Origin of the sequence: Kribbella sp. HUAS MG21 (assembly GCF_040254265.1) — a bacterium.
Taxonomy (GTDB): domain Bacteria; phylum Actinomycetota; class Actinomycetes; order Propionibacteriales; family Kribbellaceae; genus Kribbella.
In genome coordinates, this window is sequence record NZ_CP158165.1 from 797524 (window position 1) to 822054 (window position 24531).

Consider the following 24531-nt stretch of genomic DNA (forward strand, 5'->3'; position numbering starts at 1 on the left):
AACCGGCGCCAGCCGGAAGCAGAGGTACGGGCGCTAAGCCGGGGGTGGGAGCGCGCGTAGCGGGTGCGTTGAGGAGTGGAGCGACGAAGTGAGCGGCCGCGTAGCACGCGGGGGACTTCAGGTGATGGGGGCGGCGGTGGCTGCCTGGAGCATGGGTTTGGTTACGTCGGGGGCCAGTTCGATCAGGGTGAAGGTGCCTTGGGCTGCGTCCAGGACTGCCAGGTCGGTGATTACTCGGTGGACTGTGCGGCGGCCGGTTAGGGGGAGGGTGCAGGTGGGGAGGAGTTTGGGGGCGCCTTGGCGGGTCCGGTGTTCCATCAGGACTATGACGCGGCGGGCGCCGTTGACCAGGTCCATCGCGCCGCCCATGCCTTTGACGATCGAGCCGGGGACCAGCCAGTTCGCGAGGTCGCCGTACGCGGAGACCTGCATCCCGCCGAGGATCGCGACGTCGATGTGGCCGCCGCGGATCATCGCGAAGCTGGTCGCGGAGTCGAAGTACGACGCTCCGGGGACGACGGTGACGGTCTGTTTGCCGGCGTCGATGAGGTCCGGGTCGACCTCGTGCTCCAACGGGAAGGGACCGACGCCGAGGATCCCGTTCTCGGCCTGCAAGGTGACGGACGATCCGGCGGGCAGGTGGTTGGGGACTAGTGTCGGCAGGCCGATGCCGAGGTTCACGTATTCGCCGTCCGACAGTTCCGCGGCTGCCCGCGCGGCCATCTGGTCTCGGGTCCAGGGCATGTCATACCTCCCGGGTGGTGCGCTTCTCGATCCGCTTCTGCGCTGACTGTTCCGGCGTCAGCGGTACGACGCGCTGTACGAAGACGCCCGGTAGGTGGATCGCGTCCGGCGCGAGTTCCCCCACCTCCACGACCTGCTCGGCTTCGACGATCGTCAGCCGGCCGGCCATCGCCGCGACCGGGTTGAAGTTGCGGGCCGACGCGTGGAACACGCAGTTGCCGGCGCGGTCGGCGATCGCGGCGCGGACCAGCGCGACGTCGGTGACGATCGCCTCCTCCAGCACCATGTCGCGGCCCTGGATCGTCCGTACCTCCTTCGGCGGCGATGCGACCGCGACGGTGCCGTCCGGCGCGTACCGCCAGGGCAGCCCGCCCTCGGACACCAGCGTGCCGACGCCGGTCGGGGTGAAGAACGCACCGATCCCGGCGCCGCCCGCCCGCAGCCGCTCGGCGAGTGTGCCTTGCGGAGTCAGCTCGACCGTCAACTCCCCCGCGAGGTACTGCCGCGCGAACTCCTTGTTCTCTCCCACGTACGACGCGATCACCCGGCTGATCCGCCCGCGTTCGAGCAACAGCCCGAGCCCCGCACCGTCGACGCCGCAGTTGTTCGAAACCACGGTGAGGTCGCGAGCGCCCTGTTCCAGCAGCGCCTCGATCAAGAACCACGGAATCCCCGCCAACCCGAACCCGCCGACCGCGAGACTCGCACCGTCGGGGATGTCCGCGACCGCGGCCTCCGCGGTGCCGACGACCTTGTCGAGACTCATGAGCGCTCCTCCAGAAGATGCGCGACGACGGCCGGCGAAACCACCTCGGGCCGCTGCGCAGACGCCAGATGCGCAGCGCGCGGCACGACGAGAAGCTTGCCGTCAGCAACCGTGTCGGCGATGCGTTCGAGCTGCCACGGCGGCGTGGCCGGATCCTCGGCGCCCGCGATCGCCAGCGTCGGCGCGGTGATCGTCCCCAGGTCGTCGAGCAGGTCCATCGTCGCGATCACCTCACAACAGCCGGCGTACCCGTCGGCCGGTGTCGACGCGACCATCTCCTCGGACTCCTTCCGCACGTCCGGATGCTCGGCGAGCCAGTCCGCCGTGTACCAACGTCGTACGACGGCCTCCGCCACCGCCGCCGTACCCTTCGCACGGACGAGGTCGGCGCGATCGGTCCACGCGGACGAAGGATCGAGCCGGGCCCCGGTGCACAGCACGACGAGACGATCGACCCGCGAAGGATTGCGCGCGGCCAGGCGCATCCCGGTCATCCCACCGAGCGACAGGCCGACGAAGTGCGCGCGCTCGATACCGAGCAGGTCGAGCAGTTCGACGACGTCGTCGGCCAGGTCGTCGATCGTGTACGGACCGGGCGGCACCGACGAGCGACCGTGCCCCCGGGTGTCGAAGCGAACGACCCGGAAATGCTGCTCCCACTCGGCCAGGTTCGCGTCCCACATCTCCCACGTGGACCCGAGCGAGTTCGCCAGTACGACGGTCGGCGCGTCCGGCCGGCCGCTGACGGTGTGCGCGATCATCGCACGGCCTCGAAGACGGCGGCGATGCCCTGCCCGCCGCCGATACACAGCGTCTCCAGCGCGTAGCGCCCCTCACGCCGGTGGAGTTCGCGGCCGAGAGTGGCGAGGATGCGGGCACCGGTCGCGCCGACCGGGTGGCCGAGTGAGATACCGGAGCCGTTCGGGTTCAGCCGGTCGTCGGTCGGGTCGATCTTCCACTCGCGCAGGCAGGCGAGGACCTGGGACGCGAAGGCCTCGTTGAGTTCGATCAGATCCAGGTCGTCGAGGGTGAGGTCGGCGCGGGCGAGCGCGGCCGCGACCGCCGGGACCGGACCGATGCCCATCACCTCTGGCCCGACGCCGGCGACGGCCCAGGACTTCAGCGCCACCAGCGGACGCAGACCGCGGCGCTCTGCCTCGGATCGGGTGGTGACAACACAGACAGCGGCACCGTCGTTCTGCCCGCTGGCGTTGCCGGCCGTCACGGTGGCGCCAGGCACCTTCATCACCGGGCGCAGAGCAGCGAGCCCTTCGAGAGACGTATCTGGACGAGGATGCTCGTCAACGGTGACAAGCGTCCCCCGCCGCCCCGGCACCTCGACCGGCACCAACTCGTCCGCGAAGCGCCCCTCGGCCTGAGCGGCGATCGCACGTTGATGCGAGCGCAACGCGAACAAGTCCTGCTCCTCGCGCGTGATGCCGTACTCCCGCCGTACGTTCTCCGCCGTCTCCAGCATCCCGCCGGGCACCGGATGGAACTTGCCGCCCGCGGTCTCCCGGGCGCGGATCAAGCGGTCGTTGAGCTCGACGTTGCCGCGGACACCGGCCCGCAACCCCAGCGCATAGTGCTCGACCTGCGACATCGACTCGGTGCCCCCGGCAACAACCACCCGGGCCGCGCCGGTCGCGACCATCCCGGCCGCGTACAGCACCGCCTGCAGCCCGGAGCCGCACCGACGGTCCACCTGGACACCAGGTACGCCGACCCCGAGGCCCGCCTCGAGCGCCGCGATCCGGCCGATCGCGGGCGCCTCGCCGTTCGGGTAGCACTGGCCGAGGACGACGTCGTCGACATCCCCCTCGCCCAGACCGGTACGGCGTACCAGCTCGGTGAGAGCGGCGGTGGCGAGGTCGGCCGCGGACAGCGCGGAGAGAGCGCCGCCGTAGCGGCCCACCGGCGTACGGATCGGTTCGCAGATCACCACATCGCTCATGCCCTCGACGGTAGGTCGCGAGCATCGATATGGAGAAATACTCATTTACGCAGGATCGAGACTCTGACACTATCAATCAGGTGGAGCTCCGTCACCTGCGGTACTTCGTCGCCGTCGCCGAGGAGCGGCACTTCGGCCGCGCCGCGGCCCGCCTGCACATGGCCCAGCCGCCGCTCTCCCAGCAGATCCGCCAGCTGGAGAGCGAGCTGGGCCTGCAGCTCCTCAGGCGTACGACGCGACGTGTCGAGCTGACCCCGGCGGGCGAGGCGTACCTGGTCCGCGCCCGGCAGATCATCGCGGCGGTCACATCCGCGGCCGGCGAGGCGCAGCGGGTCGCGGCGGGACTCCAAGGACGACTGGTGATCGGCTGCGTGGGTTCCGCGACGTACAGCCTGCTGCCCCAGCTGGTGCGAACCCTGCGCGAGGAGCTTCCGGACGTCGAGGTCGCGGTGCAGGGCGAGATGCTCGCGCCCGACCAGGCGCAGGCGCTCGCGACCGGGCGGATCGACCTCGGACTGCTGCGCCCGCCGGTCGACGACGACTCGCTGCGGGTCGAGGTACTGCGAGCCGATCGGCTGATCGTCGCCGTACCCGACGGGCACCGGCTCGCCACCCGGCGCCGGGTGCGGTTGGAGGAGCTGGCCGCCGAGGAATTCGTGATCCACGCCGGTGGCGGGCGGTCGGTCATGCACGACACCGTGCTCGCGCGCTGCCGCGAGGCCGGGTTCGAACCGCGGGTACGGCACGAGGTGGCGGAGACGTCGACACTGGTGACGTTCGTGGCGGCCGGGTTGGGCATCGCGATCGTCCCGGAACCCGTGGCGGAGCTGCTCGTCCCGGGCGTCGCCTACCGCGCGCTCAGCGGCTCGGCGAACGTCGAGCTCGCCGCGGCCACGCGAGCAGACGACGAAGCACCGCACCTCGACCGCGCACTGGCGGTTCTCAAGGCGCTGGTTCAGTAGAAGCCGTCGCGCGCCTGGGTATCGAGGCGGCGCGCGCCACTCAGCAGCCGCAGGTCCGCGGAGATCGCCGCCGCGGCCTCCTGCATCAGCGGGATGACCTTCTCGACGACCTGCTCCTCGGTCCGCCGGCCGACCGTCGTCGAGTAGGCAAGCGCCGCGAGCACCGAGCCGTCCGCCGTACGAACCGGAACGGACGCCGACAACAGACCGTCCTCGAGCTCCGACTCGACGACGGCGTACCCGTCCATGCGCACCTTGTGCAGCGCATCGCGGAAGGCGGTCGGATCGGTGATGGTCCGCTGCGCCAGCCGCGGCAGCCCGGCCGCCAGCACCGCGTCGACCACGTCGGCGTCCGACCACGCCATCAGCACCCGGCCCATCGATGTCGCGTGCGCAGGCACCCGGCTACCCACGTCGACCGAGATCGCCATGATCCGCCGCACCTGCACGCGGGCGACGTACACGACGTCGGTCCCGTCGAGCTGCGCGAGCGACGCCGACTCCTGCGTCTCCTCAGCCAGGCGCAGCAGATGGGGCTGCGCGGTCTCCACGAAGCTGTGCGTCGCCGCGTAGTGCTGCCCGATCGTGAGCACGCGCGGCGTCAGCGTCCACCGGGGGCCCTGCGCGGCGACGTACCCGAGCTTCTGCAGCGTGAGCAGGATCCGGCGGACAGCGGGCCTCGACAGCCCGGTCGCGGTGGCGAGCTCGGCAAGCGTCGGACTGGGATGGTCGGCGTCGAACGCCAGCAGTACGGCGAATCCGCGCTCGATGCTCTGCACGTAGTCGCGCTCGGTCCCCTCCACGCTCATGAGCGTCATCCTTCCACGCGAAATCTGATTGAGCTCTTGACAGTCGCTCGCGGGCACCCCATGGTCTTGTCGTACGCCAAGCGTACTTGCTGTACGCAGAGCGTACAACCAAGGAGGTAACGCTGATGGACTCGCGAGAACTCCGGAACGCGTTCGGCCAGTTCGCCACCGGCGTGACCGTGGTGACCTGCACCAGCGAGGAGGGCCGGCCGCACGGCGCCACCGTGAACGCCTTCACCGCCGTCTCGCTCGAGCCCGCGCTCGCGCAGGTCACATTGACCCGCACGTCGAAGGCGTGCCAGTACCTCGACGGCAAGCCGTTCGCGATCAACGTGCTCGCCGACGACCAGCTCGACGTCGCCTGGCACTTCGCCGGACGTCCTACCAAGCTGTCAGACCGTGCCCCCGGCTGGGTGGACGGTCCGACCGCTCCGCTGCTCGAGGGCGCGGCCACGACGATCTCGTGCCGGCCGTGGCGGACGTACGACGGCGGCGACCACCTCATCGTGATCGGCGAGGTGGCCGCGGTCGGCATCACCGCCCGGGACCCGCTGCTGTTCCACGGCGGCCGGTTCCGCTACCTGGGTCTGGTCGAGACCCACTGGTCGGGCTCGATCGACTGCCCGGACCACGGCTGGTTCGACGCCAGCGCCGTCTTCACGCCCCTTGCCACTTTCTGAAACGGCTGTGCCGGAAAGGACATCTCATGACCACGACCGTCGAGCAGGAAACCACCACCAAGCGCCCGATGACAGGTGCGGAGTACCTCGACTCGATCCGCGACGACCGGGAGATCTGGATCTACGGCGAGCGCGTCAAGGACGTCACCGAGCACCCGGCGTTCCGGAACCCGGCGCGGATGACCGCCCGGCTGTACGACGCCCTGCACGACCCGGCGACCAAGGACGAGATCACGGTTCCGACCGACACCGGCAACGGCGGCTACACGCACCCGTTCTTCCGCACCCCGCACAGCTCCGCGGACCTGCAGAAGGACCGGGTCGCGATCGAGCACTGGGCCCGCCAGACCTGGGGCTGGATGGGCCGCAGCCCCGACTACAAGGCCAGCTTCCTCGGCACCCTCGGCGGGAACACCGAGTTCTACCAGCCGTACGAGGAGAACGCGAAGCGCTGGTACAAGGAGTCACAGGAGAAGGTCCTGTACTGGAACCACGCGATCATCAACCCGCCGGTCGACCGCAACCTGCCGCCGGACGAGGCGGGCGACATCTTCATGCGGGTCGAGAAGGAGACCGACGCGGGCGTGATCGTGTCCGGCGCGAAGGTGGTGGCGACCGGGTCCGCGATCACCAACTACAACTTCATCGCGCACTACGGGCTGCCGATCAAGAAGAAGGAGTACGCGCTGATCTGCACGGTCCCGATGAGCGCTCCTGGTGTGAAGCTCATCTGCCGGCCGTCGTACACCATGCAGGCCGACGTGATGGGCAGCCCGTTCGACTACCCGCTGTCCAGCCGGATGGACGAGAACGACACGATCTTCGTCTTCGACAAGGTGCTGGTGCCGTGGGAGAACATCTTCCTGTACGGCGACGTGGACAAGATCAACGGGTTCTTCCCGCAGTCCGGGTTCATCCCGCGGTTCACGTTCCACGGCTGCATCCGGCTCTCCGTGAAGCTCGACTTCATCGCCGGACTGTTGCTCAAGGCCCTCGAATGCACCGGCAGCAAGGACTTCCGCGGCGTCCAGACCCGGGTCGGTGAAGTGATCGGCTGGCGGAACCTGTTCCGCTGCATGGCCGACGCGATGGCGCTGAACCCCGACCCGGGCCCGAACGGGACCGTACTGCCGAAGCTCGACTACGGCCTGATCTACCGGCAGTTCATGATCACCGGCTACCCGCGGGTGAAGGAGATCATCCAGCAGGACGTTGCCTCCGGCCTCATCTACCTCAACTCCAACGCGATCGACTTCAAGACCCCCGAAGTACGTCCGTACCTGGACCGCTTCGTCCGCGGCTCCAACGGGTACGACGCCGTCGAGCGGACCAAGCTGATGAAGGCGCTGTGGGACTCGGTCGGCACCGAGTTCGGCGGCCGGCACGAGCTGTACGAGCGCAACTACTCGGGCAACCACGAGAACGTGAAGGCCGAGATCCTGTTCGCCGCCGAGGCCCAGGGCGAGACCGCGGCGATGAAGGGCTTCGCCGAGACCATGCTCGCCGAGTACGACCTGGACGGCTGGACCGTGCCGGACCTGGTCAACCCGACCGACGTCAGCCGGATCCTGAACCGCTGAAGGAGCACATCATGACCACCACCCAGGATTCCCCGACCGCCGCCGGCTCCGGCGCGAACGCCAGCTCGAACTTCAAGGCCAAGGCCCGGGACACCGCCGCCGTCCCGCCCGAACGCGTCAGCGCGGTCGTGACCGCCGTCCTGCATGGCGTGCACACGGCGATCCGCGACCAGCAGGTCACCTACCCCGAGTTCCAGGCCGCGAAGGCGTGGCTGATGGCGGTCGGCGAGGGCGGTGAATGGCCGCTGTTCATGGACGTCTTCGTCGAGCACGTGGTCGAGGAGGTCGCCGCCGCGGCTCAGCGCGGCACGAAGGGAACGATCGAAGGCCCGTACTACCTTCCCGGCCAGGTCAAGCTGCCGGCCGAGTGCGAGTTGCCGCACCGCGAGGACGAGAAGGGTACGCCGTTGGTGCTCAGCGGCCAGGTCCGTGACCTGGACGGTACGCCGCTCGCCGGCGCCGAGGTCGACATCTGGCACGCCGACGCCGACGGGTACTACTCCGGCTTCGCGCCGCACCTGCCCGACGGCAACCTGCGCGGCGTCGTGGTGACCGGCGCCGACGGCAGGTTCGCGATCCGCACCGTGCAGCCGGCGCCGTACCAGATCCCGACCGACGGCCCGACCGGCAAGCTGATCGAGGCCGCCGGCTGGCATCCGTGGCGCCCCGCGCACCTGCACATCATGGTCCGCGCCGCCGGCCACCGGACGATCACCACCCAGCTGTACTTCGCCGGCGGCGAGTGGCTGGACTCCGACGTCGCCGAGGCGACGAAGCCCGAGCTGATCCTCGACCCGGTCGACGACGGCACCGGCGTCCGGCGGGCGACGTACGACTTCGAGCTCGAGGGGAACTGATGCTGTTCCACGTGCGGATGGACGTGCACCTTCCGCGCGACCTGGACCCGACGGTCCGGGCCGGCCTGGTCGCCCGCGAACGGGAGCGGGCGATCGAGCTGCAGAAGGCCGGCGTCTGGCCGGAGCTGTGGCGGATCGTCGGTCAGTACGCGAACATCAGCATCTTCGACGTCGAGTCCAACGACCAGCTGCACGAGATCCTGTCGAGCCTGCCGCTGTTCCCGTACATGACGATCGAGGTCACGCCGTTGGCGCGGCATCCGTCGAAGGTCTGAGGGTCAGCACGACCTCGTTGCGGTGCAGGGTGAGGCTGCCGCCGGCGGCCTCCGCGCAGCGACGGGCGATGTCCAGCCCGAGCCCGGTGGAACCGCGGTCGCTGCGGCCGCGTTCCCCGGCGCCGAGCGGGATCCCGGGACCGTTGTCGGCGACAACGATGCGGACGAGACCGTCCGCGCGGGTCAGCGTGATCCGCGCGGGCGTGCCGTCCGGCGTGTGCGCCACGACGTTCTCCACCAGGGCGTCCAGCGCCGCGCCCAGGTCCTCGCCGGAGGATCGCACCATCGCCGGCGCGTCCGGCAGGTCGAGCGCCAGCTCACGCCCCTGGTCCTCGAACAGCGGCTCCCAGAACGCGGCGCGCTGCCGCGTCACCTGGACCGCGTCGGAGTTCGGCACCCGGCCCTCGCGCTGCGGCCGCCGGGCCGCGCTGATCACCGCGGTCAGCGCGCGCTCCAGGGTGTTGACCTGCGTGTTGAGTTCCTCGGCGCTCTCCCGGTCCGGCAGCGCCTCGACCTGGAGGCGGAGCGCGGTCAACGGGGTGCGCAGGCGGTGGGAGAGGTCGGCGACGGCTTCGCGTTCGACCGCGATCACCTCGTCGATCCGGTCGGCGAGCCCGTTCAGCGCGGCGCCGACCTTCGCGACCTCGGCGGGGCCGGTCGTCGGGGCGCGGGCGTCCATGTCGCCGCGCGCCAGGCGTTCCGCCGTACCGGCGGTCTCCTCCAGCGGGCGGGCGAGGCGGCGGGACACCAGTTCGGCACCCGCGATGCTGAGCAGCAGGACGAGCAGGCTCCCGCCGGCGAGGAACAGGACGCGCGGCACGAGGCCGGCGTACAGCTCGTCGCCGGTCAGGTAGAGACAGACGGAGGCCGTCCCGTTCTCGGTGCCGACGCCGACGTCGACCGCGAGGCCGTCGCCGATGTCGCGGTAGTCCGGGTCACCGATCTTGGGCGGTCCCTTCGGATCCTCGCCGTACGCGGCCGGGACTTCCTTCGGCGTCGGGACGCCGCCCGGCGGCGCCTCGCCGAGCGTCGTACCGTCCGGCATCCGCACCGAGATCCGGCCCGGCTTGTCCTTCAGCCCGTCGAGGTACGCCGTGATGTCGTCGTTCGTGTGGTCCTTGTCGCCGACGTAGTACGCGACGCTCTCGGCCAGGTACCGCGCCTTGTCCCTCGACTCGTCGGCCGTCGTACTGCGCAACAGGATCACCAGCGGTACTGCGAACGCGAGCACGACGAGCGTGGTCATACCCACCGACAGCAGCAAGATCCTCCGCCGCATGCTCAACCGTCCACGGCGAGCTTGATGCCGACGCCGCGGACGCTGTGCAGGAATCGCGGCTCAGCCGCCGTCTCACCCAGCTTCCGCCGCAGCCACGACAGGTGGACGTCGACCGTCCGGTCGCCACCGCCCCACGGCAGCCCCCACACCTCCGCGAGCAGCTCCCGCTTGCTCACCACGGCCCCGGGCCGCCGCGACAACGCCAGCAGCAGGTCGAACTCCTTGCGCGTCAGCTCCACCGCCGCGCCGTCCACGGTCACCTCGCGGCTGCGCGGATCGATCCGCAACCCGCCGACCTCGACCGTCGACTCGCCCTGCTGGTCCGGCCCGAGCCGCCGCAGGACGGCGCGGATCCGGGCGTCCATCTGCGCCGCGCTGAACGGCTTGATCACGTAGTCGTCCGCGCCCGCGTCCAGCAGCCGTACGACGCTCGCGTCGTCGTCACGCGCCGTCGCCACGATCACCGGCACGTCGCTGACGGCCCGCACCATTGCGAGCACGTCCCGCCCGTCCAGATCCGGAAGCCCCAGATCCAGCAGCAGCACCTCCGGTCGCTCCCGCGCGACCGCCGCGACCCCGTCGGCCCCGGCCGCGACCGCGGTCACGACGTGTCCGGCCGCCGTCAGGGACTTGCCCAGCGACGCCCGAATCGCATCGTCGTCCTCGACCAGCAGCACCCGCGCCATGGCACCGAGCGTAACCGCCGCCGTCGACCGCGATCCTCAAGCGGCTGTTAAGCATTGTCCTTGGTTTGTGGTGGCCTCAGGCCGGTGCTGCGGAGTTCGAGGGTCGCCAGGGCCGTGACGACCTCGCGGTCACCCTCGCGCCAGGCCTTCACCGGGTCGTCGGAGATCTTCGCGAGCTTGTGCATCGGCTGGTTCGCCATCGCCCGCAGCGCGAACAGGTCCAGGTCGGCCGCGCTGTCGATGAACCGCCGCGCCGCCGACGCCCGCCGCGCGAACCGGATCCGCCGCGGCACCCAGATCAGTACGGCGAACAGCACCGGCAGTCCGATCGTCACGGCCGCGAGTACCAGGGCCAGCTGATCCACGGCGTGTGCCTGGTCCCGGCCCGCCTGCGCCAGCTTCCCGGCCGCGTTGGCCGCGCCGTCGACGGGCGCCCGCAGCTGGTCCCCGACCGCGGGCACCTTCCCGATCGGCTCCGACAGCCGCCGCAGGTCCCCGGCCAGCCCGTCGCCGGCCTCGGCCGCCTTGCGTCCCGGCGTACCGAGCGCCCCGACCATCCGGTGGACGAGCAGGCCGAGCTCGACACAGCCCCAGATCCAGGCGGCCAGGATCAGGTCGCCCAGCACCTGGCGGACCCGCTGCGCCCGGACGTCGGAGTAGAGCTTCATCGGGCGCCTTCCGTTCGGGCCTAGAGGTTGCTGCGGAGGTTCCAGAGGAGAGGGTAGTAGCGCAGGTCGAGGCGGCTGCGGAGGTAGCTGGCGCCGGACGAACCGCCGGTACCCGGCTTGGTGCCGATCATCCGCTCGACCATCACCACGTGCCGGGCGCGCCAGGCGGCGGCCAGCTCGTCGTGCTGGAGCAGCGCCTCGGCGAGCTCCCAGATCGCGGCGTAGTGCGCCCGGTCGCCGGCAATCTTGCGCAGGGCGTCGCGGAGCGCGTCCTCCGACTCGGTGTCGAACCCGGACTTCCGCAGTACCTCCAGGTAGGCGTCCCAGAGCGTCGGCTCCTCCAGCCGGCGGCGCAGGCGCTCCTGCTCGACCTCGGTCAGCCCGCGGAACCGCCGGACGAACGACGGATCCTTCGCGCCGGACAGGAACTCGATCTCGCGGAACTGCACCGACTGGAACCCGGACGCCGGCGACAACCGGTGCCGGAACTCGCCGAAGTCCTGCGGAGTCATCGTCTCCAGGATGTCCACCTGCTGCGTCAGCACCCGCTCGATCGTGTGCACGCGGCGCAGCAGGTGCTCGGCCAGCCACAGCTCGCCGGCGAGCATCGCGTCCCGGGACGCGGTCAGCTCGTGCAGGACCTGCTTGAACCACAGCTCGTACACCTGGTGGATCGTGATGAACAGCAGCTCGTCGTGCGCCGGCGGGTCGGACTCCAGCCGCTGCTGGTCGAGCAGCTCCGCCAGCCGCAGGTAACTGCCGTACGTGAGTCGGCCGCCCTCCTCACCGAAGTGGACGTCGACCCCGCCCCACTGTCCCGCAACCCCGTCACCAGTGCTCATGAGACGGAGACTAGCCGACCAGTTCGTGACTGGTCAGTGATTCGTTCGTTGGTACTCAGGTACGCCGAGTTCGAGGAGTTGCATGTCCGCCACGGTCGACACGCCGATCGTCCCCGGTCCCGTCCAGGGGCCCACCAGGGAAGAACCGCTGATCGAGGCGCTGCTGCTCGACGACTACCGCTCACTCGTCCACCTCGCCTACCTGATCCTCCCGCCTGCGATCAGCCGGGCGAGGCGGGTGGCGGCGGCCCACGCCGTGGTCCAGCGCGCGCTCCCGCCGGGCCTCGCGCTCCCGAACCACCTCGTGCTCCCGACGAGTCTCGTCGTACCGCCGGACGTCAGGGTGCCGGCAACGCGACACCGGGAGTTCATGCGCCGCCGGGTCGTCGAGGAGGCGACCCGGCAGGCCGAGCAGCGGTCGTTCCTCGCCCGGCTCGGCAGCGCCCTCGCGCCCGCGGACGCCCTCGGCTTCGACCCGTGCTCCACCCGTCCGGACCGCAGCGCCATCCCCCGCCGCCGGGCCCGCGGCCGGCGGTTCGCGATCGCCGTCTCGCTCGTCACCGCTGCCGGGATTCTCGCCGCCCTGCTGACGTCTTGACGTAATGTCGCGGCCGTGTCCACCCAGGCAACGATCTGCAACAAGTACTGCGATGCGCGTGACCCCGCGCTTGCCGCGAAGGACCGGGCACCGGTCTCCGCAAGTCTGCTCGGCCGGACGATCCGGCTGCACTTCGACGACGACGCGGCGATGGGCTGGGCCTCCATCGAGAACGGGAGTCCCGGCGACGAGGTCTGGCTCGAACGTTCGATGGACGGGGGCCGCACGTGGTCCAGCCGTCTCGGCATCTCGGGCGGGCGGCGCACGCCGATGTTCAACGTCGACGACTGGGACAACCTCGGCGTGGGCGCACTCCGCGCCTGCGGCAAAGCCGGCGAAGACATCGCACGCACCCCGTGGGCCCGGACGACGTGGAACGCGTGGGACCGTCGTACGGCGGCCGCCACCGCGCTGATGCAGTACTACGACCTGTCCACCGGGCTCTTCGACACGACGGGCTGGTGGAACTCCGCGAACGCGCTGACCGCGTTGATCGAGAACATCCGGGTCACCGGGATGCTCAGCTACACCTACGCGATCGACAAGACCTACGAGCTGAACCTGGACAAGTTCGAGGGCCAGTTCCGCAACGACTACATCGATGACACCGGCTGGTGGGGCCTCGCGTGGATCGCGGCGTACGACCTGACCCGCGAGCCGCGGTACCTGCGGACCGCGCGCGCCGACGCGGACCACATGGCGGCGTACTGGGACGACACCTGCGGCGGTGGCGTCTGGTGGAGTGAGGCGAAGACGTACAAGAACGCGATCTCGAACTCGCTCTACATCCAGCTCAGCGCGGCGCTGCACAACCGGATCGCGGGCGACACCACGTATCTGCAACGCGCGCAGGCCGGGTGGACGTGGTTCCAGCAGACCGGGATGATCAACGGCGCGTACCTGGTGAACGACGGGATCGACCTGTCCACGGGCAGGAACAACGGCGAGACCGCGTGGACGTACAACCAGGGCGTGCTGATCGGCGCGCTCACCGAGTTGTCCAAGGCAACGAACAACTCGGCGTACCTGGCCACCGCACGGCAGCTCGCCGACGCCGCCACTACGGCCGCGTCGCTGCACACCGCCGGCGGGATCCTCCGCGAGCCCTGCGAGAGTGGCGACTGCGGCGCCGACGCGCCCTCGTTCAAGGGCGCGCACGTCCGCGGCCTCGGACTGCTCGACGCGGCGCTGCCCGATCGCCCGTACACGCCGTACCTGCGACGGCAGGCGGAGCGCGCGTACGCCGCCGGCCGGACGCCGATGGACCACTACGGGCTGCACTGGGACGGACCGGTCGACACCCTCGACGCGGCCCGGCAGCAGTCCGCGCTGGATCTGCTGAACACGGCGCCCACTCCGGTGACCGACGAGTGATGGAATGATGCCCGCATGGAGCTGAAGATGTCGGCGTCGTACGACGCCACCCCCGAGGAAGTGTTCGCGATCGTGACGGACACCGCCTTCCGCGAGCAGGCCTGCGAGAAGACCAAGGCGCTGTCGTACGACGTCCAGGTCACCACGTCCGGCGGCGACACCGTGGTCCGGGTCAGCCGGGAGATGGAGTCCACCGACATCCCGGACATGGCCCGGAAGTTCGTCGGCGAGACGCTGACCGTCGTCCAGACCGAGACCTGGCACGCCGCCGCGGCCGACGGGTCGCGGACCGCGGACGTGTCCGGCGAGATCGCCAACACGCCGGTCACGCTGAAGGGCACCGCGCGGATCGCGGCGAACGGCGCGCAGACCGTCCAGGCGATCGACCTCGACGTCAAGGTCGCGGTGCCGCTGATCGGCAAGAAGCTGGAGCCGTTCGTGGTCGACGCGATCCGCTCCGGCCTGCAGAAGGAGCACGACCTCGGGCACGAATGGAGCGGCAAGTAAGGGTATGTCGCTGCGCTGACGGCGTCGCCTCCGGTGGCAACCTGAAAGGAAGCGTTGTACCGGAGGTGACCCGAACCGATGCGAAGTTCGCTACGCAGGAAGCGCGCCCGTACGCCGTCCACGTCCGCTGATGCGCAGTACTGCGCGTTCTGCGCGACCGTGATGCCCTTCGAACGCGTGGACCCCACGGACTACCTGGTCGACGAGCCCGACGAATGGATCTGCACCAAGTGCGGCTCCGCCCTCCTCGTCGACCCACCCACCCAGCAGGTCCACCACACCGCCTGACGCCGTCAGTCGAAGACGAGGGTGCGGAGGGCTACGTGGCCTTCCTCGTCGATGACGTAGTGGGCGTGGCCGTCCTGGTCGACCGCGATGCCTTCCACGCGGCGGATGTCGCCGAAGTGGTGGATGACTTTGCTGTCTACGGTTCCGCCGGGTTCGGAGGACAGTTCGAAGCGGACGTGTTCGGAGTCCGCCCGCGCGCCCTCCGGGTGGTCCGCGAGCACCGTGGCCGACTTGCCCGAGGCGTCCAGGTCGCCGATCACGGCGTCGAAGCGATCGCCGCCGTGCGTGTCGAGACCCCGCAGACCCGCCGGCGCCTCCACGCTGCCGACGTCACCCAGCACCCAGACGTTGCCGCAGCGCGGTACGGCGTCCGGGTCCGCGAACAGCTCCGCGACGTTCTCGAGCTCCACCAGCAGCGGATGCCCCTCCGCGGTCACCGGGTACCGCAGCCCGAGCAGCAGGTTCCCGTTCGCCCGGAACTCGGCGGCCTCGATGTTGACCGGGTGATCCGTCGGCCGCACAGTCCCGGCCCAGCTCTTCGCCTTGAGCTGTCCCCGCGCGATCGTCGCATCGACGTACGCCGTCCGCCCGAGCGGACCCACCGGCAACAGGTCGACGTCCGCGAGCGCGTCGTTGATCGCCCGGTGCAGCCCGAACCGGAACCGCACCACCTCGAGCACCGGCCGCCCGCCGTCGGCGAGCGCCCGCTCCTCGACCCGCGCGATCCACGACCGCTTCGCCGCCAGCGGCCCCGCCTTCTTCCCGAACTGCGAACCGAGCAGGTACACGTACCCGTCCCGCGCCGCGCACGCCTCGGCGTCCTCGGTCCGGCCCGCGTTCGCACCGGCGTCGGTGAAGACGCGCCGCGCCGACCAGCCCTCGTCGAGCGGCACCCCGGCCTCGTGCACCAGCAGCGCGAGCGCGTCCTCCGCCGTCGCCTCGTCCAGCACGGTCACGAACGCGCGGTCCCAGCCGTGCGCCGCGAGCACGTCGGGCGTGAACACGCGGCACAGGTCGGAGGCTTCGTTCGGCTCGAGGTGCAGATCAGTCGCATGCATACCTGGGAAACGACGGCGACCGACCGGTTTGCTCCCGCCGGCCGGCGAATCCCGGGTAAACCCTGACTCAGCCCTGGTGCGGATAGCGGTAGTCCGTCGGGGGGACGAAGGTCTCCTTCATCGAGCGCGGGGACGCCCAGCGGATCAGGTTCCACATCGAGCCGGCCTTGTCGTTGGTGCCGGACGCGCGGGAGCCGCCGAACGGCTGCTGCCCGACGACCGCGCCGGTCGGCTTGTCGTTGACGTAGAAGTTCCCGGCCGCGAACCGCAGGTAGTCCGACGCCTCCGCGATCGCCTGCCGGTCCTGCGCGATGACCGCGCCGGTCAGCCCGTACGGCGCCGAGTTCTCCATCCCGCGCAGGACCTTGTCGTAGTCCACGTCGTCGTACACGTGCACGCCGAGGATCGGGCCGAAGTACTCGGTGGTGAAGATCTCGTCGGTCGGGTCGGCGGAGACCAGCAGCGTCGGCCGGACGAAGTACCCCTCGCTGTCGTCGTAGGTGCCGCCGGCAACGACCTCGATGGCGTCGTGCTGCCGCGCCCGGTCGACGGCGGCCTTGTGCTTGGCGAACGCGCGGTCGTCGATCACCGCGCCGATGAAGTTCGACAGGTCGGTGACGTCGCCCATCGTGATCGCCTCGGTCTCGGCGACCAGGTCGTCGCGGATCCGGTCCCACACCGAGCGGGCGACGTACGCCCGGGACGCGGCCGAGCACTTCTGCCCCTGGTACTCGAAGGCGCCGCGCACCATCGCGGTCTTCAGCACCGCCGGGTCCGCCGACGGGTGCGCGAGGATGAAGTCCTTGCCGCCGGTCTCACCGACGAGCCGCGGATACGTCTTGTACGACGCGATGTTCGCGCCGACCGTCCCCCACAGCGACTGGAAGGTCTTCGTCGAGCCGGTGAAGTGGATACCGGCCAGGTCCGGGTGGGTGAGCGCGGCCTTGCTGACGTCGATGCCGTCACCGGTGACGAGGTTGATCACTCCGGCCGGCAGCCCCGCGGCCTCGAGCAGCCGCATCGTCCAGTGCGCCGCAAACTGCTGCGTCGGCGACGGCTTCCACACCACCGTGTTGCCCATCAGCGCGGGTGCGGTCGGCAGGTTGCCGGCGATCGCGGTGAAGTTGAACGGCGTGATCGCGTAGACGAACCCCTCGAGCGGCCGGTAGTCGACCCGGTTCCACACGCCCGGGGACGAGATCGGCTGGTCGCTGACGAGCTGCCGCGCGAACGACACGTTGAACCGTAGGAAGTCGATCAGCTCGCAGGCGGCGTCGATCTCGGCCTGCTGGATGGTCTTCGACTGGCCCAGCATCGTGGCCGCGTTCAGCGTGTCGCGCCACGGACCGGCCAGCAGGTCGGCGGCCTTCAGGAAGATCGCCGCGCGGTCGTCGAGGGAGAGTGAGCGCCAGGCCGGAGCCGCCGCCAGCGCCGCGTCGACCGCGGCCCTACCGTCGGCCTCGGTCGCGTTACCGAGCGTGCCCAGGATCTGCGCGTGCTTGTGCGGCTGCACCACCTCGATCGGCGCGCCGCCGCCCAGCTTCTGCTCGCCGCCGATCGTGCAGGTCAGGTCGATCGCCCCGGCGGCGGCGAAGTCCTTGAGCTTCGCCTCCAGACTCGCGCGCTCGGCCGAACCGGGCGCATACCCCTTGACCGGCTCGTTGGCCGGCGTCGGAACGGCGGTGACGGCATCCATGCTGCAGCACTCCTCGATCGTGGGGTGGACCGTGTCGGTCACGCCGGTGCGGATGGCCGGACGTGACACCAGCATGGTGCCACGCCACCCCACTGCTCATGCGGACTTCTTCGTGGCCTTCTTGGCGGCCTTCTTCGCCGTGGTCTTGGCAGCCGTCTTCTTCGCCGCGGCTGCCTTCTTCGCCGGAGCCTTCTTGGCGGCTGCCTTCTTCGCCGGAGCCTTCTTGGCCGGCTCAGCCTCGCCGGAGGCGCTGGAGCCACCGCCCGCGCGGCGCGCCTTCGCGGCCTCGACGGACGCCCGCAGCGCGGCGACCAGGTCCACGACCTCGGCGCCCTCGGCCTCTTCCTCCTCGGTCTCCGGCAGCGGCACGCCCTCGGCCTTCGCCATCACGACCTTCTCGAGCGCCTCGCGGTACTCGTCGTGGTACTGGTCCGGGTCGAACTCACCGCGCAGCGTGTCGATGTACGACGAGGCCATCGCCTTCTCCTGGGACCGGATCTCGACGTCCTCGGGCGGCGCCGCGAACGACGCGTCCCGGATCTCGTCCGGCCACAGCATCACCTGCAGCACCAGGATGTCGTCGACCGTCCGCAGCAGCCCCAGGCTCTCCCGGGACCGCAGCGCCACCTTGACCAGCGCGTACAGCTCGGAGCCCTCGAGCGCGTCGCGGAGCAGCACGTACGGCTTCGCACCCGGCCCGCCGTCGGCGGCCAGGTAGTACGACTTGCCCAGGTAGAGCGGGTCGACCTGGTCGGCCGGCACGAACTCGAGCACGTCGATGACCTTCTTGCTGGACAGCGGCAGGTCGGCGAAGTCGTCCGAGTCCAGCACCACCATCCGGCCGTCCGGCATCTCGTACCCCTTGCCGATGTCGGAGTACGGCACCTCCTCGCCGTCGACCGAGCAGATCCGTTTGTACCGGATCCGGCCGCCGTCGGCGATGTGCACCTGGCGGAACGAGATGTCCTTCTCCTCGGTCGCGGAGAACACCTTGATCGGGATCGTCACCATCCCGAACGAGATGGCCCCCTTCCAGATCGCCTGCATCGCCATCAGCTCCCTGTCAGCTCGAGCTCAAGTCCGCTGCCCACCACGCGGCCCCTCCGCCGCGAGCAGATCCGGGATCTCCTGTGTCGCGTACCACATCAGATCCTCACCCTCGCACGAGTCCAGGGCAAAGATCGCGTCGTCGTCACCGTCCTGGGCCGCGTCCCACAGGTCCGCGGCCTTCCCGATCACCGTCGTCGCCTGCGGGGCGTCCAGGTGCACCGACGCCACCGACCGCCACGGGATCAGCACGTGCAGTTCCAGCCGGGCGTCGCCGAGTTCCACGGACCCGTCAGCCGGTGGGACGGCGCTGACCTCGGCCGCGATCACCACCCGTCTCCGTGCGGTACCCGGATCGGCGGCGAGCAGTCCTACCGAGGCGCGCGCCGCCTGCGCCATCGCGGCGTACTCCAGCTCCTCGTCGTCGCCCTCGGCGTACCACTCCCGCAGCGCCGGCGTCACGGCGTACACCGTCAGCGGGGCCGGGCCGATCTCCCCGGCGCTGCACGCCGCGCTCAGCGTCCGGAACGTGGCCGGTACGTAGACCCTCATGAACCCGCCTTCTTGGTCGTGCTCCGGGCTTTCTTCCGGCCCCGGGAGGCCCGGTTCCGGCTGCCCTTCGTGGTGTCCAGCAGCTCGTCCAGCGCGTCGGTCACGCACTGGGCGAAAACAGCGAGGTCCGGCATGGCGGTGCGGTCCGCGTTCAGACCGTAGTACACCTTCCCGTCGTACGAGGTGACGCCGACCGACAGGCCCTGCCCGGGCATCAGCGGGACCACCGGGTACGACGCCAGCATCGGCGCGCCCTGCGCGTACAGCGGGAACTGCGGGCCCGGCACGTTGGTGATCACCACGTCGTCGATCGGCCGGACCGTGGCGGTCGCGACCCGGGCGGCGAGCGCGTGCAGCGTGGTCGGGGCGAACCCGGCGATGCCGACCAGCGAGCGGGCGCTGACTGCGCGGCCGGTGTCCTTGTGCACCTTGGTCTGGTACGAGATCTGGTGCAGCCGCATGACCGGGGAGTTCTCACCCACCGGCAGGTTCACGCTGGAGGCGATCACCCGGGAGCCGAGCGAGGTCGGCTCCTCGTCCTCGTCGTCGCGGATGCTGACCGGGACCACCGCCCGCACGCTCCGGGTCGGCCCGACGCCCTCGCCGCGGGTCATCATCCAGGCCCGGAAACCGCCGGCGACCACCGCGAGGATCACGTCGTTGACCGTGCCGCCGTGGGCCGCGCGGATCGTCCGGTAGTCCTCCAGGTCGGTCTGCACGGTGGTGAACCGGCGCTGGCCGGAGGTCTTCACGTGCAGCGAGCTCTCCTGCGCGTGCCGCTGCGCGACCAGGGAACCGACCACGTCGCCGAGCACCTCGCGGACCGAGGTGGAGCCGGTCAGGCTCGCCATCTCGGCGCGCGCCAGCTCCAGCACCGCGGTCGGATGCCGGGTGGCGTCGGCGAACACGCCGGCGAGCAACTCCAGCGCGGACGGCGGGTGGTCGGGCTGCCAGGTGTCGGTCGGCGTCTCCCGCGGATGCGCGGTGGCGTCCAGCACCACCTGCCCGATGTCGACCGTACTGTTGCCGTCGACAAGCGCTTGATGGGACTTCGAGATGATCGCGAACCGGTCGCCCTGGAGGCCCTCGACCAGGTACATCTCCCACAGCGGCCGGGCCCGGTCGAGCCGCCGGGACATGATCCGGGCGACCAGCTCGAGCAACTGCGCGTGCGTGCCCGGCCGGGGCAGCGCGGAGCGCCGTACGTGGAAGGTGATGTCGAACTCCTCGTCGTCCACCCAGACCGGGCCGGCGAACCGGCCCGGGATCTGCTGGACGCGCTGCCGGTACCGCGGCACGAACGCGATCCGGTCCCGGATCAGCGCCACCAGGCTCTCGTAGTCGAACCCCTCGTCGCCGTGCACCGGCGGCTCGAAGATGTCCACGGTCCCGACGTGCATCGGGGTGGCCGGCGACTCGGCCTTGAGGAAGGTGAGGTCGAGCGACGTCAACCGGTCCGGCATCCGGCCACCTTCCTCTCAGTTCGGCGAAATCTCACCCTAGCGGCCCGCTCCGACAGTGGGCTGCGACACTGCCTGTACGGGAACACTGAGCTATCCGTGTTCGTCAGGCAAGAGGGTGTGTCCCGCGCCCTGAGAAGTCACTCGACCCCTTGAAAGGCTCCTGGACCGATGCGTTCGACGCTCACACGCGGTGCCGCCACCGCTCTCCTGCCCACCCTCGGCATGCTGGTCCTGGCCGGCTGTGGTGGAGACGACACCGGCGGCAGCCCTTCACCGAGCGCCCCGGCATCGACCCCCGCATCGACCCCGACCGCCTCGTCGACCCTGCCGACGAACACCCCGGCGCCGAGCTCACCGAACACCGGCTCCCCGTCGAACACCGCGGACCCGTCCGGTGAGCAGGCCGACGTGACCGTCGACGTCACCGTTGCCAACGGCAAGGTCAACCCGAGCGGCGCGACGATCAAGGTCAAGGCCGGCCAGACCGTGCTGATCAAGGCGGTCAGCGACGCCGCCGACCAGCTGCATGTCCACGGCTACGACAAGGAGCTGGCGCTCACCCCGGGCAAGCCCGCCTCGGTGAAGTTCACCGCGAACATGAAGGGCACCTTCGAGGTCGAGACCCACGAGAGCGGCAAGCTGGTCGCGAAGCTCGTCGTCTCGTGATGATTCCGCTCCACGGGATCGGGGGGCGGCAGGATCTGCCGGTTCCGTTCGGGCTGGCGGTCGGCGGTGCCGCTGTCGCGGTCGCGCTGTCCTTCGTCGTGCTGGGCCTCGCCTGGCGTAATCCGAAGTACCGCGGCGACGCCTCCGGCGTACCGTTGCCGCGCGCAATCGGCAGACTGATCGACGCGGGCTGGTTCCGCTGGGTCGTGCGGCTGTTCGGGCTCGCGACGTTCCTGTACGCGATGGTGTCGCTGATGTTCGGCGTGGACCGGCTGACGAACCCGATCTTCGGCTTCGTCTACATCCTGGTCTGGGTCGGCCTGGTGCCGATCTCGCTGGTGTTCGGCCCGGTGTGGCGCACGCTGAACCCGCTGCGCACCATCCATCTGCTGTTCTCGAAGCTGCTCCGGCAACCGCCGTCGAAGGGCCTGCTGGAGCTCCCGTCCTGGGTCGGCCTGTGGCCGGCCACCCTGGGCATCTTCGCGTTCACCTGGCTCGAGCTGGTCGCGCCGGACCGCGCGACGATCCCGGTGCTGCAGGCATGGCTCGCGTTGTACTTCGTGATCACGCTGTTCGGCGCGGTGCTGTTCGGTGACCGGTGGTTCGCGCAGGGCGATCCGTTCGAGGCCTACGCGACGCTGATGGCGCGGATGTCGCCGTGGGGCCGCCGTACCGACGGTGCGCTGGTGCTGCGCCGCCCGCTGGAGAATCTCGACAGCCTGAAGCCGCAGCCCGGACTGGTCGGGATCGTGGCGGCGCTGCTCGGTTCGACGGCGTACGACGGCTTCTCGAACTCGTCGGCGTGGATCGGCTGGGCGCAGAACCAGGACGTCTCGATGACGTGGCTCGGCACGGGTGCGCTGATCCTCTTCATCCTGTTCGTGCTGGTGACGTACTCCGGCGCGACGGTGCTGGCCGGCCGCCTCTCGGACAGCTCTCGCAAGGCGCTACCGGGCCTGTTCGCGCATTCCGTCGTACCGATCGCTTTCGGGTACGTCGTCGCGCACTACCTGACGCTGCTCATCCTGGAAGGCCAGCGCACGCTCATCTACCTGAGCGACCCGCTGAGCAACGGCGCCAACGTCTTCGGCACCGGCCTGCTCGCGGTGAACACCGGCATCACGAACCACAGCACCGCGATCTCCGTCATCCAGGTCCTGGCCGTCGTCTGCGGCCACCTCCTCGGCGTCATCTCCGCCCACGACCGGGCCGTAGCCCTCTTCCCCCGCGCCAAGGCCCTAGCCGGCCAACTCCCCCTGCTGATCGTCATGGTCGGCTACACCTGCGGAGGCCTTCTCCTACTGTTCTCCTCGTGAGGGCAGGCTGCGGCTGGTGATGATCAGGAGGGCGAAGGCGATCAGGCCGACGATCAGGTGGGAGTTGCCGGGGATGGACTGCCAGAAGGACCATTCGAGTTCGCGGTCGTCGCGGAACGGCACCCACCAGATCGAGCGCAGGACGAACAGGCCGTAGAACAGGACCCCGGTGACGACCGCCGGGTTGAGGCCCCACAGGCGGTTGACGCCGCGGATCAGGCTGACGCCGAGCGGAATGATCCACACCCAGTGGTGGCTCCACGAGATCGGTGACGCGTACAGGACGGCGAGCGCCATCACCGAGACCGCGGTGACCCGCTCGTCGGCGAGCCAGTACTTCCGGGCCAGCCACAGCACGACCAGCCCGAACGCCGCTGACAGCGCGAACCACGTCGGCTGTACCCAGCTCGCCTCGTCGCCGATCCGGTGCAGGAACCCGTTGAACGACTGGTTCCCGGTGTACGCGAGCCCGCCGACCCGGTTCGCGTCCAGGATCACGTCGGTCCAGTACCGCCAGGACTGGTTCGGCACGACCGCGAACCCGATCGCCATCGTTGCCAGCAGCCCCAGTACGGCGTTCCGCAACGCGCGCCATTGCTTCGTCACCACGAGCAACGCCAGCAACGGCAGCGGCGTCAGCTTGACGCCTATCGTGACGCCGAGCCAGAACCCGCGCAGCCGGGCGTCGTTCGGGCGGACCAGGTCCAGCAGGATCATTGCGGTCAGCAACAGGTTGATCTGGCCGAACTGGATCGTCTGCCAGACCGGCTCGAGCAGCAGCGAGAGCGCGGTCAGCGCCACGAGCACCGCCGTCCGCTTGCGCTGGGTGAAGAACGACCAGAACGTCTTCGTCAGGCTGGTCCGCCACAGCGCGGTGATGCACAGCACCGAGAGCGTCGTCCACGCCACCAGCGCGACACCCCACGGTACGGCGGCCAGCGGGACCATCGCGATTGCCGAGAACGGTGGGTACGTGAACGGCAGGTTCGAGCCGCCCGGGAGCTTGGCGTCGTACAGCGAGTCGCCGTGCAGCAGCACCGAGCCGCCCATCCGGTAGACGCGCAGGTCGATCATCCCGCCGTACAGGTGGCCGATCCAGGCGCCGAGCGCGACGAGCAGCGCGCAGGCGGCGACCGCGATGACGACACGGCGGCGGCGGGTGGGACGAGTCGGGGAGGAGGCAGGGGTGGTCACGGTCACGTCAGGTCGGCTCCGAACAGGGTTTCCAGCGCTCGCCGGGTCTCGTCGTACTCGGTGTGAAGGATGGCGGTCATCCCGACCGCGCGGGCGCCGTCGACGTTCAGCTGCAGGTCGTCGACGAACACGCACTCGGCCGGTTCCAGGCCGAGCCGGCTCGCGGCCAGCCGGAAGATCTCCGCGTCGGGCTTGCGGAGGCCGACCTCGCCGGAGATGACGATGTCGTCGAACATGCCGTCCCAGGTGTCGCGCGGGTAGGTGTTGCCCCACGAGTTCGACAGCAGCGCGGTCCTGATCCCGCGTTCGTTGGCGCGCCGGACCAGCGCCGCCATCGCGGGCTGGTGCTCGAAGTGCGCGAACATCCGCTCGATCAGACCCTCGGCCGGGACCGGCGTACCGTCGCGGCGGACGAGCATCGACGCGAGCTTGCGCTCGAAGTCGGGAACGGCGAGCTGGCCGCGCTCGAGGGCATGCACCGGGTTCAGCTCCGCCTCGGCGACGGCGTTGTCCGACGGCAGCCATTTGAGGACGGCGGCCAGGTACGAGTCGAAGTCGAAGCCGTCGAGCTCCGCCCAGCGCCGCAGCGCCGGCTCCAGCCCCGAGGTGAGCACGCCGCCCCAGTCCACCAGGAGCCCTCGCGGCACCGCCCGCACCTCGACCATGGCGG

27 protein-coding genes are annotated in these 24531 nt (G+C 70.1%); 11 read left to right on the forward strand and 16 right to left on the reverse strand.

Going from position 1 to position 24531, the window contains the following annotated elements:
* Positions 1 to 117 precede the first annotated feature (117 nt).
* The 4 genes from ABN611_RS03850 to ABN611_RS03865 are packed head-to-tail and all read right to left on the reverse strand — an operon-like array spanning position 118 to position 3464.
* The gene (locus ABN611_RS03850; RefSeq protein ID WP_350278365.1) at positions 118 to 744 is read right to left on the reverse strand and encodes a CoA transferase subunit B; all 627 of its coding nucleotides are present in this window, start codon (positions 742 to 744) and stop codon (positions 118 to 120) included.
* 1 nt (position 745) lies between these two features.
* Positions 746 to 1510 (reverse strand): CoA transferase subunit A, encoded by a 765-nt coding sequence (locus ABN611_RS03855; RefSeq protein ID WP_350278366.1) that lies wholly within the window; start codon positions 1508 to 1510, stop codon positions 746 to 748.
* On the reverse strand, positions 1507 to 2271 hold the full coding sequence (gene pcaD, locus ABN611_RS03860) for a 3-oxoadipate enol-lactonase (RefSeq protein WP_350278367.1): 765 nt from the start codon (positions 2269 to 2271) through the stop codon (positions 1507 to 1509). The genes ABN611_RS03855 and pcaD overlap by 4 nt, the downstream gene beginning before the upstream one ends.
* A complete protein-coding gene (locus tag ABN611_RS03865) occupies positions 2268 to 3464 on the reverse strand; it encodes an acetyl-CoA C-acetyltransferase (protein ID WP_350278368.1) in 1197 nt (398 codons plus the stop codon). The genes pcaD and ABN611_RS03865 overlap by 4 nt, the downstream gene beginning before the upstream one ends.
* 80 nt (positions 3465 to 3544) lie before the next feature.
* Between ABN611_RS03865 and ABN611_RS03870 the strand changes: the two genes are divergently transcribed.
* On the forward strand, positions 3545 to 4426 hold the full coding sequence (locus ABN611_RS03870; protein WP_350278369.1) for a LysR family transcriptional regulator: 882 nt from the start codon (positions 3545 to 3547) through the stop codon (positions 4424 to 4426).
* On the opposite strand, the gene ABN611_RS03875 is transcribed toward ABN611_RS03870, so the two are convergent.
* Positions 4420 to 5235: an IclR family transcriptional regulator C-terminal domain-containing protein gene (locus tag ABN611_RS03875; RefSeq protein WP_350278370.1), complete on the reverse strand. Its 816-nt coding sequence runs from the start codon at positions 5233 to 5235 to the stop codon at positions 4420 to 4422. The genes ABN611_RS03870 and ABN611_RS03875 overlap by 7 nt on opposite strands.
* 125 nt (positions 5236 to 5360) lie before the next feature.
* Between ABN611_RS03875 and ABN611_RS03880 the strand changes: the two genes are divergently transcribed.
* Genes ABN611_RS03880 through catC form a run of 4 tightly spaced genes read left to right on the forward strand, consistent with a single transcriptional unit; the run spans position 5361 to position 8627 of the window.
* Positions 5361 to 5915: a flavin reductase family protein gene (locus ABN611_RS03880; protein ID WP_350278371.1), complete on the forward strand. Its 555-nt coding sequence runs from the start codon at positions 5361 to 5363 to the stop codon at positions 5913 to 5915.
* A 26-nt stretch (positions 5916 to 5941) separates the two neighbouring features.
* Positions 5942 to 7495: a 4-hydroxyphenylacetate 3-hydroxylase N-terminal domain-containing protein gene (locus ABN611_RS03885; RefSeq protein ID WP_350278372.1), complete on the forward strand. Its 1554-nt coding sequence runs from the start codon at positions 5942 to 5944 to the stop codon at positions 7493 to 7495.
* 11 nt (positions 7496 to 7506) lie between these two features.
* Positions 7507 to 8352 (forward strand): catechol 1,2-dioxygenase, encoded by an 846-nt coding sequence (catA, locus tag ABN611_RS03890; RefSeq protein ID WP_350278373.1) that lies wholly within the window; start codon positions 7507 to 7509, stop codon positions 8350 to 8352.
* Entirely contained in the window at positions 8352 to 8627 is a 276-nt protein-coding gene (gene catC, locus ABN611_RS03895) for a muconolactone Delta-isomerase (protein WP_350278374.1), read from the forward strand. Before catA ends, catC begins: the two co-directional genes overlap by 1 nt.
* On the opposite strand, the gene ABN611_RS03900 is transcribed toward catC, so the two are convergent.
* The 4 genes from ABN611_RS03900 to ABN611_RS03915 are packed head-to-tail and all read right to left on the reverse strand — an operon-like array spanning position 8593 to position 12102.
* The gene (locus ABN611_RS03900; RefSeq protein WP_350278375.1) at positions 8593 to 9906 is read right to left on the reverse strand and encodes a HAMP domain-containing sensor histidine kinase; all 1314 of its coding nucleotides are present in this window, start codon (positions 9904 to 9906) and stop codon (positions 8593 to 8595) included. The two genes, catC and ABN611_RS03900, sit on opposite strands and share 35 nt — an antisense overlap.
* A gap of 2 nt (positions 9907 to 9908) precedes the next feature.
* Positions 9909 to 10592 (reverse strand): response regulator transcription factor, encoded by a 684-nt coding sequence (locus tag ABN611_RS03905; RefSeq protein ID WP_350278376.1) that lies wholly within the window; start codon positions 10590 to 10592, stop codon positions 9909 to 9911.
* 47 nt (positions 10593 to 10639) lie between these two features.
* Positions 10640 to 11260 carry a hypothetical protein gene (locus ABN611_RS03910; protein WP_350278377.1) on the reverse strand — a complete coding sequence of 207 codons (621 nt, stop codon included), beginning with the start codon at positions 11258 to 11260 and terminating at the stop codon, positions 10640 to 10642.
* 20 nt (positions 11261 to 11280) lie between these two features.
* The gene (locus tag ABN611_RS03915; RefSeq protein ID WP_350278378.1) at positions 11281 to 12102 is read right to left on the reverse strand and encodes a tryptophan 2,3-dioxygenase family protein; all 822 of its coding nucleotides are present in this window, start codon (positions 12100 to 12102) and stop codon (positions 11281 to 11283) included.
* Positions 12103 to 12184: 82 nt separating this feature from the next.
* On the opposite strand from ABN611_RS03915, the gene ABN611_RS03920 reads away from it, so the two are divergent.
* From ABN611_RS03920 to ABN611_RS03935, 4 genes are all read left to right on the forward strand, one after another.
* Positions 12185 to 12700, forward strand: a complete 516-nt coding sequence (locus ABN611_RS03920; protein WP_350278379.1) for a hypothetical protein — start codon at positions 12185 to 12187, stop codon at positions 12698 to 12700.
* 15 nt (positions 12701 to 12715) lie between these two features.
* Entirely contained in the window at positions 12716 to 14074 is a 1359-nt protein-coding gene (locus ABN611_RS03925; protein WP_350278380.1) for a glycoside hydrolase family 76 protein, read from the forward strand.
* A 15-nt stretch (positions 14075 to 14089) separates the two neighbouring features.
* Complete coding sequence (locus ABN611_RS03930; RefSeq protein ID WP_350278381.1) at positions 14090 to 14581, forward strand: DUF2505 domain-containing protein; 492 nt, start codon at positions 14090 to 14092, stop codon at positions 14579 to 14581.
* A gap of 78 nt (positions 14582 to 14659) precedes the next feature.
* A complete protein-coding gene (locus tag ABN611_RS03935) occupies positions 14660 to 14869 on the forward strand; it encodes a hypothetical protein (RefSeq protein ID WP_350278382.1) in 210 nt (69 codons plus the stop codon).
* 5 nt (positions 14870 to 14874) lie between these two features.
* On the opposite strand, the gene ABN611_RS03940 is transcribed toward ABN611_RS03935, so the two are convergent.
* The 5 genes from ABN611_RS03940 to ABN611_RS03960 all read right to left on the reverse strand — a co-directional run bounded on the left by ABN611_RS03940 (position 14875) and on the right by ABN611_RS03960 (position 20685).
* On the reverse strand, positions 14875 to 15927 hold the full coding sequence (locus ABN611_RS03940; RefSeq protein ID WP_350278383.1) for a hypothetical protein: 1053 nt from the start codon (positions 15925 to 15927) through the stop codon (positions 14875 to 14877).
* A 67-nt stretch (positions 15928 to 15994) separates the two neighbouring features.
* Positions 15995 to 17698: an L-glutamate gamma-semialdehyde dehydrogenase gene (pruA, locus tag ABN611_RS03945; protein WP_350278384.1), complete on the reverse strand. Its 1704-nt coding sequence runs from the start codon at positions 17696 to 17698 to the stop codon at positions 15995 to 15997.
* Positions 17699 to 17719: 21 nt separating this feature from the next.
* Positions 17720 to 18670 (reverse strand): Ku protein, encoded by a 951-nt coding sequence (locus ABN611_RS03950; protein WP_350278385.1) that lies wholly within the window; start codon positions 18668 to 18670, stop codon positions 17720 to 17722.
* Positions 18671 to 18697: 27 nt separating this feature from the next.
* Positions 18698 to 19222, reverse strand: coding sequence for a hypothetical protein (locus tag ABN611_RS03955; protein ID WP_350278386.1), 525 nt, complete (start codon positions 19220 to 19222; stop codon positions 18698 to 18700).
* On the reverse strand, positions 19219 to 20685 hold the full coding sequence (locus ABN611_RS03960; protein ID WP_350278387.1) for a wax ester/triacylglycerol synthase family O-acyltransferase: 1467 nt from the start codon (positions 20683 to 20685) through the stop codon (positions 19219 to 19221). Before ABN611_RS03960 ends, ABN611_RS03955 begins: the two co-directional genes overlap by 4 nt.
* Before the next feature lie 168 nt (positions 20686 to 20853).
* Here ABN611_RS03960 and ABN611_RS03965 point away from each other — a divergent pair, with 168 nt between their 5' ends.
* Both ABN611_RS03965 and ABN611_RS03970 read left to right on the forward strand, forming a co-directional pair.
* Positions 20854 to 21351 (forward strand): cupredoxin domain-containing protein, encoded by a 498-nt coding sequence (locus ABN611_RS03965; protein WP_350278388.1) that lies wholly within the window; start codon positions 20854 to 20856, stop codon positions 21349 to 21351.
* The gene (locus ABN611_RS03970; RefSeq protein ID WP_350281589.1) at positions 21351 to 22667 is read left to right on the forward strand and encodes a hypothetical protein; all 1317 of its coding nucleotides are present in this window, start codon (positions 21351 to 21353) and stop codon (positions 22665 to 22667) included. Before ABN611_RS03965 ends, ABN611_RS03970 begins: the two co-directional genes overlap by 1 nt.
* Here ABN611_RS03970 and ABN611_RS03975 read toward each other — a convergent pair.
* Both ABN611_RS03975 and ABN611_RS03980 read right to left on the reverse strand, forming a co-directional pair.
* Entirely contained in the window at positions 22650 to 23867 is a 1218-nt protein-coding gene (locus ABN611_RS03975) for a glycosyltransferase 87 family protein (protein ID WP_350278389.1), read from the reverse strand. The two genes, ABN611_RS03970 and ABN611_RS03975, sit on opposite strands and share 18 nt — an antisense overlap.
* Entirely contained in the window at positions 23864 to 24526 is a 663-nt protein-coding gene (locus tag ABN611_RS03980) for an HAD family phosphatase (RefSeq protein WP_350278390.1), read from the reverse strand. The genes ABN611_RS03975 and ABN611_RS03980 overlap by 4 nt, the downstream gene beginning before the upstream one ends.
* Positions 24527 to 24531 lie beyond the last annotated feature (5 nt).

What these genes read in the sequence shown, in the direction of transcription:
- ABN611_RS03880 (WP_350278371.1), top strand. Translation starts at nt 5,361, where the DNA reads ATGGACTCGCGAGAACTCCGGAACGCGTTCGGCCAGTTCGCCACCGGC.
- ABN611_RS03850 (WP_350278365.1), bottom strand. Translation starts at nt 744, where the DNA reads ATGCCCTGGACCCGAGACCAGATGGCCGCGCGGGCAGCCGCGGAACTG.
- ABN611_RS03920 (WP_350278379.1), top strand. Translation starts at nt 12,185, where the DNA reads ATGTCCGCCACGGTCGACACGCCGATCGTCCCCGGTCCCGTCCAGGGG.
- catA (WP_350278373.1), top strand. Translation starts at nt 7,507, where the DNA reads ATGACCACCACCCAGGATTCCCCGACCGCCGCCGGCTCCGGCGCGAAC.
- ABN611_RS03865 (WP_350278368.1), bottom strand. Translation starts at nt 3,464, where the DNA reads ATGAGCGATGTGGTGATCTGCGAACCGATCCGTACGCCGGTGGGCCGC.
- catC (WP_350278374.1), top strand. Translation starts at nt 8,352, where the DNA reads ATGCTGTTCCACGTGCGGATGGACGTGCACCTTCCGCGCGACCTGGAC.
- ABN611_RS03980 (WP_350278390.1), bottom strand. Translation starts at nt 24,526, where the DNA reads ATGGTCGAGGTGCGGGCGGTGCCGCGAGGGCTCCTGGTGGACTGGGGC.
- ABN611_RS03885 (WP_350278372.1), top strand. Translation starts at nt 5,942, where the DNA reads ATGACCACGACCGTCGAGCAGGAAACCACCACCAAGCGCCCGATGACA.
- ABN611_RS03855 (WP_350278366.1), bottom strand. Translation starts at nt 1,510, where the DNA reads ATGAGTCTCGACAAGGTCGTCGGCACCGCGGAGGCCGCGGTCGCGGAC.
- pcaD (WP_350278367.1), bottom strand. Translation starts at nt 2,271, where the DNA reads ATGATCGCGCACACCGTCAGCGGCCGGCCGGACGCGCCGACCGTCGTA.
- ABN611_RS03950 (WP_350278385.1), bottom strand. Translation starts at nt 18,670, where the DNA reads ATGCAGGCGATCTGGAAGGGGGCCATCTCGTTCGGGATGGTGACGATC.
- ABN611_RS03970 (WP_350281589.1), top strand. Translation starts at nt 21,351, where the DNA reads ATGATTCCGCTCCACGGGATCGGGGGGCGGCAGGATCTGCCGGTTCCG.
- ABN611_RS03955 (WP_350278386.1), bottom strand. Translation starts at nt 19,222, where the DNA reads ATGAGGGTCTACGTACCGGCCACGTTCCGGACGCTGAGCGCGGCGTGC.
- ABN611_RS03940 (WP_350278383.1), bottom strand. Translation starts at nt 15,927, where the DNA reads ATGCATGCGACTGATCTGCACCTCGAGCCGAACGAAGCCTCCGACCTG.
- ABN611_RS03930 (WP_350278381.1), top strand. Translation starts at nt 14,090, where the DNA reads ATGGAGCTGAAGATGTCGGCGTCGTACGACGCCACCCCCGAGGAAGTG.
- ABN611_RS03915 (WP_350278378.1), bottom strand. Translation starts at nt 12,102, where the DNA reads ATGAGCACTGGTGACGGGGTTGCGGGACAGTGGGGCGGGGTCGACGTC.
- pruA (WP_350278384.1), bottom strand. Translation starts at nt 17,698, where the DNA reads ATGCTGGTGTCACGTCCGGCCATCCGCACCGGCGTGACCGACACGGTC.
- ABN611_RS03905 (WP_350278376.1), bottom strand. Translation starts at nt 10,592, where the DNA reads ATGGCGCGGGTGCTGCTGGTCGAGGACGACGATGCGATTCGGGCGTCG.
- ABN611_RS03900 (WP_350278375.1), bottom strand. Translation starts at nt 9,906, where the DNA reads ATGCGGCGGAGGATCTTGCTGCTGTCGGTGGGTATGACCACGCTCGTC.
- ABN611_RS03965 (WP_350278388.1), top strand. Translation starts at nt 20,854, where the DNA reads ATGCGTTCGACGCTCACACGCGGTGCCGCCACCGCTCTCCTGCCCACC.
- ABN611_RS03910 (WP_350278377.1), bottom strand. Translation starts at nt 11,260, where the DNA reads ATGAAGCTCTACTCCGACGTCCGGGCGCAGCGGGTCCGCCAGGTGCTG.
- ABN611_RS03935 (WP_350278382.1), top strand. Translation starts at nt 14,660, where the DNA reads ATGCGAAGTTCGCTACGCAGGAAGCGCGCCCGTACGCCGTCCACGTCC.
- ABN611_RS03875 (WP_350278370.1), bottom strand. Translation starts at nt 5,235, where the DNA reads ATGAGCGTGGAGGGGACCGAGCGCGACTACGTGCAGAGCATCGAGCGC.
- ABN611_RS03960 (WP_350278387.1), bottom strand. Translation starts at nt 20,685, where the DNA reads ATGCCGGACCGGTTGACGTCGCTCGACCTCACCTTCCTCAAGGCCGAG.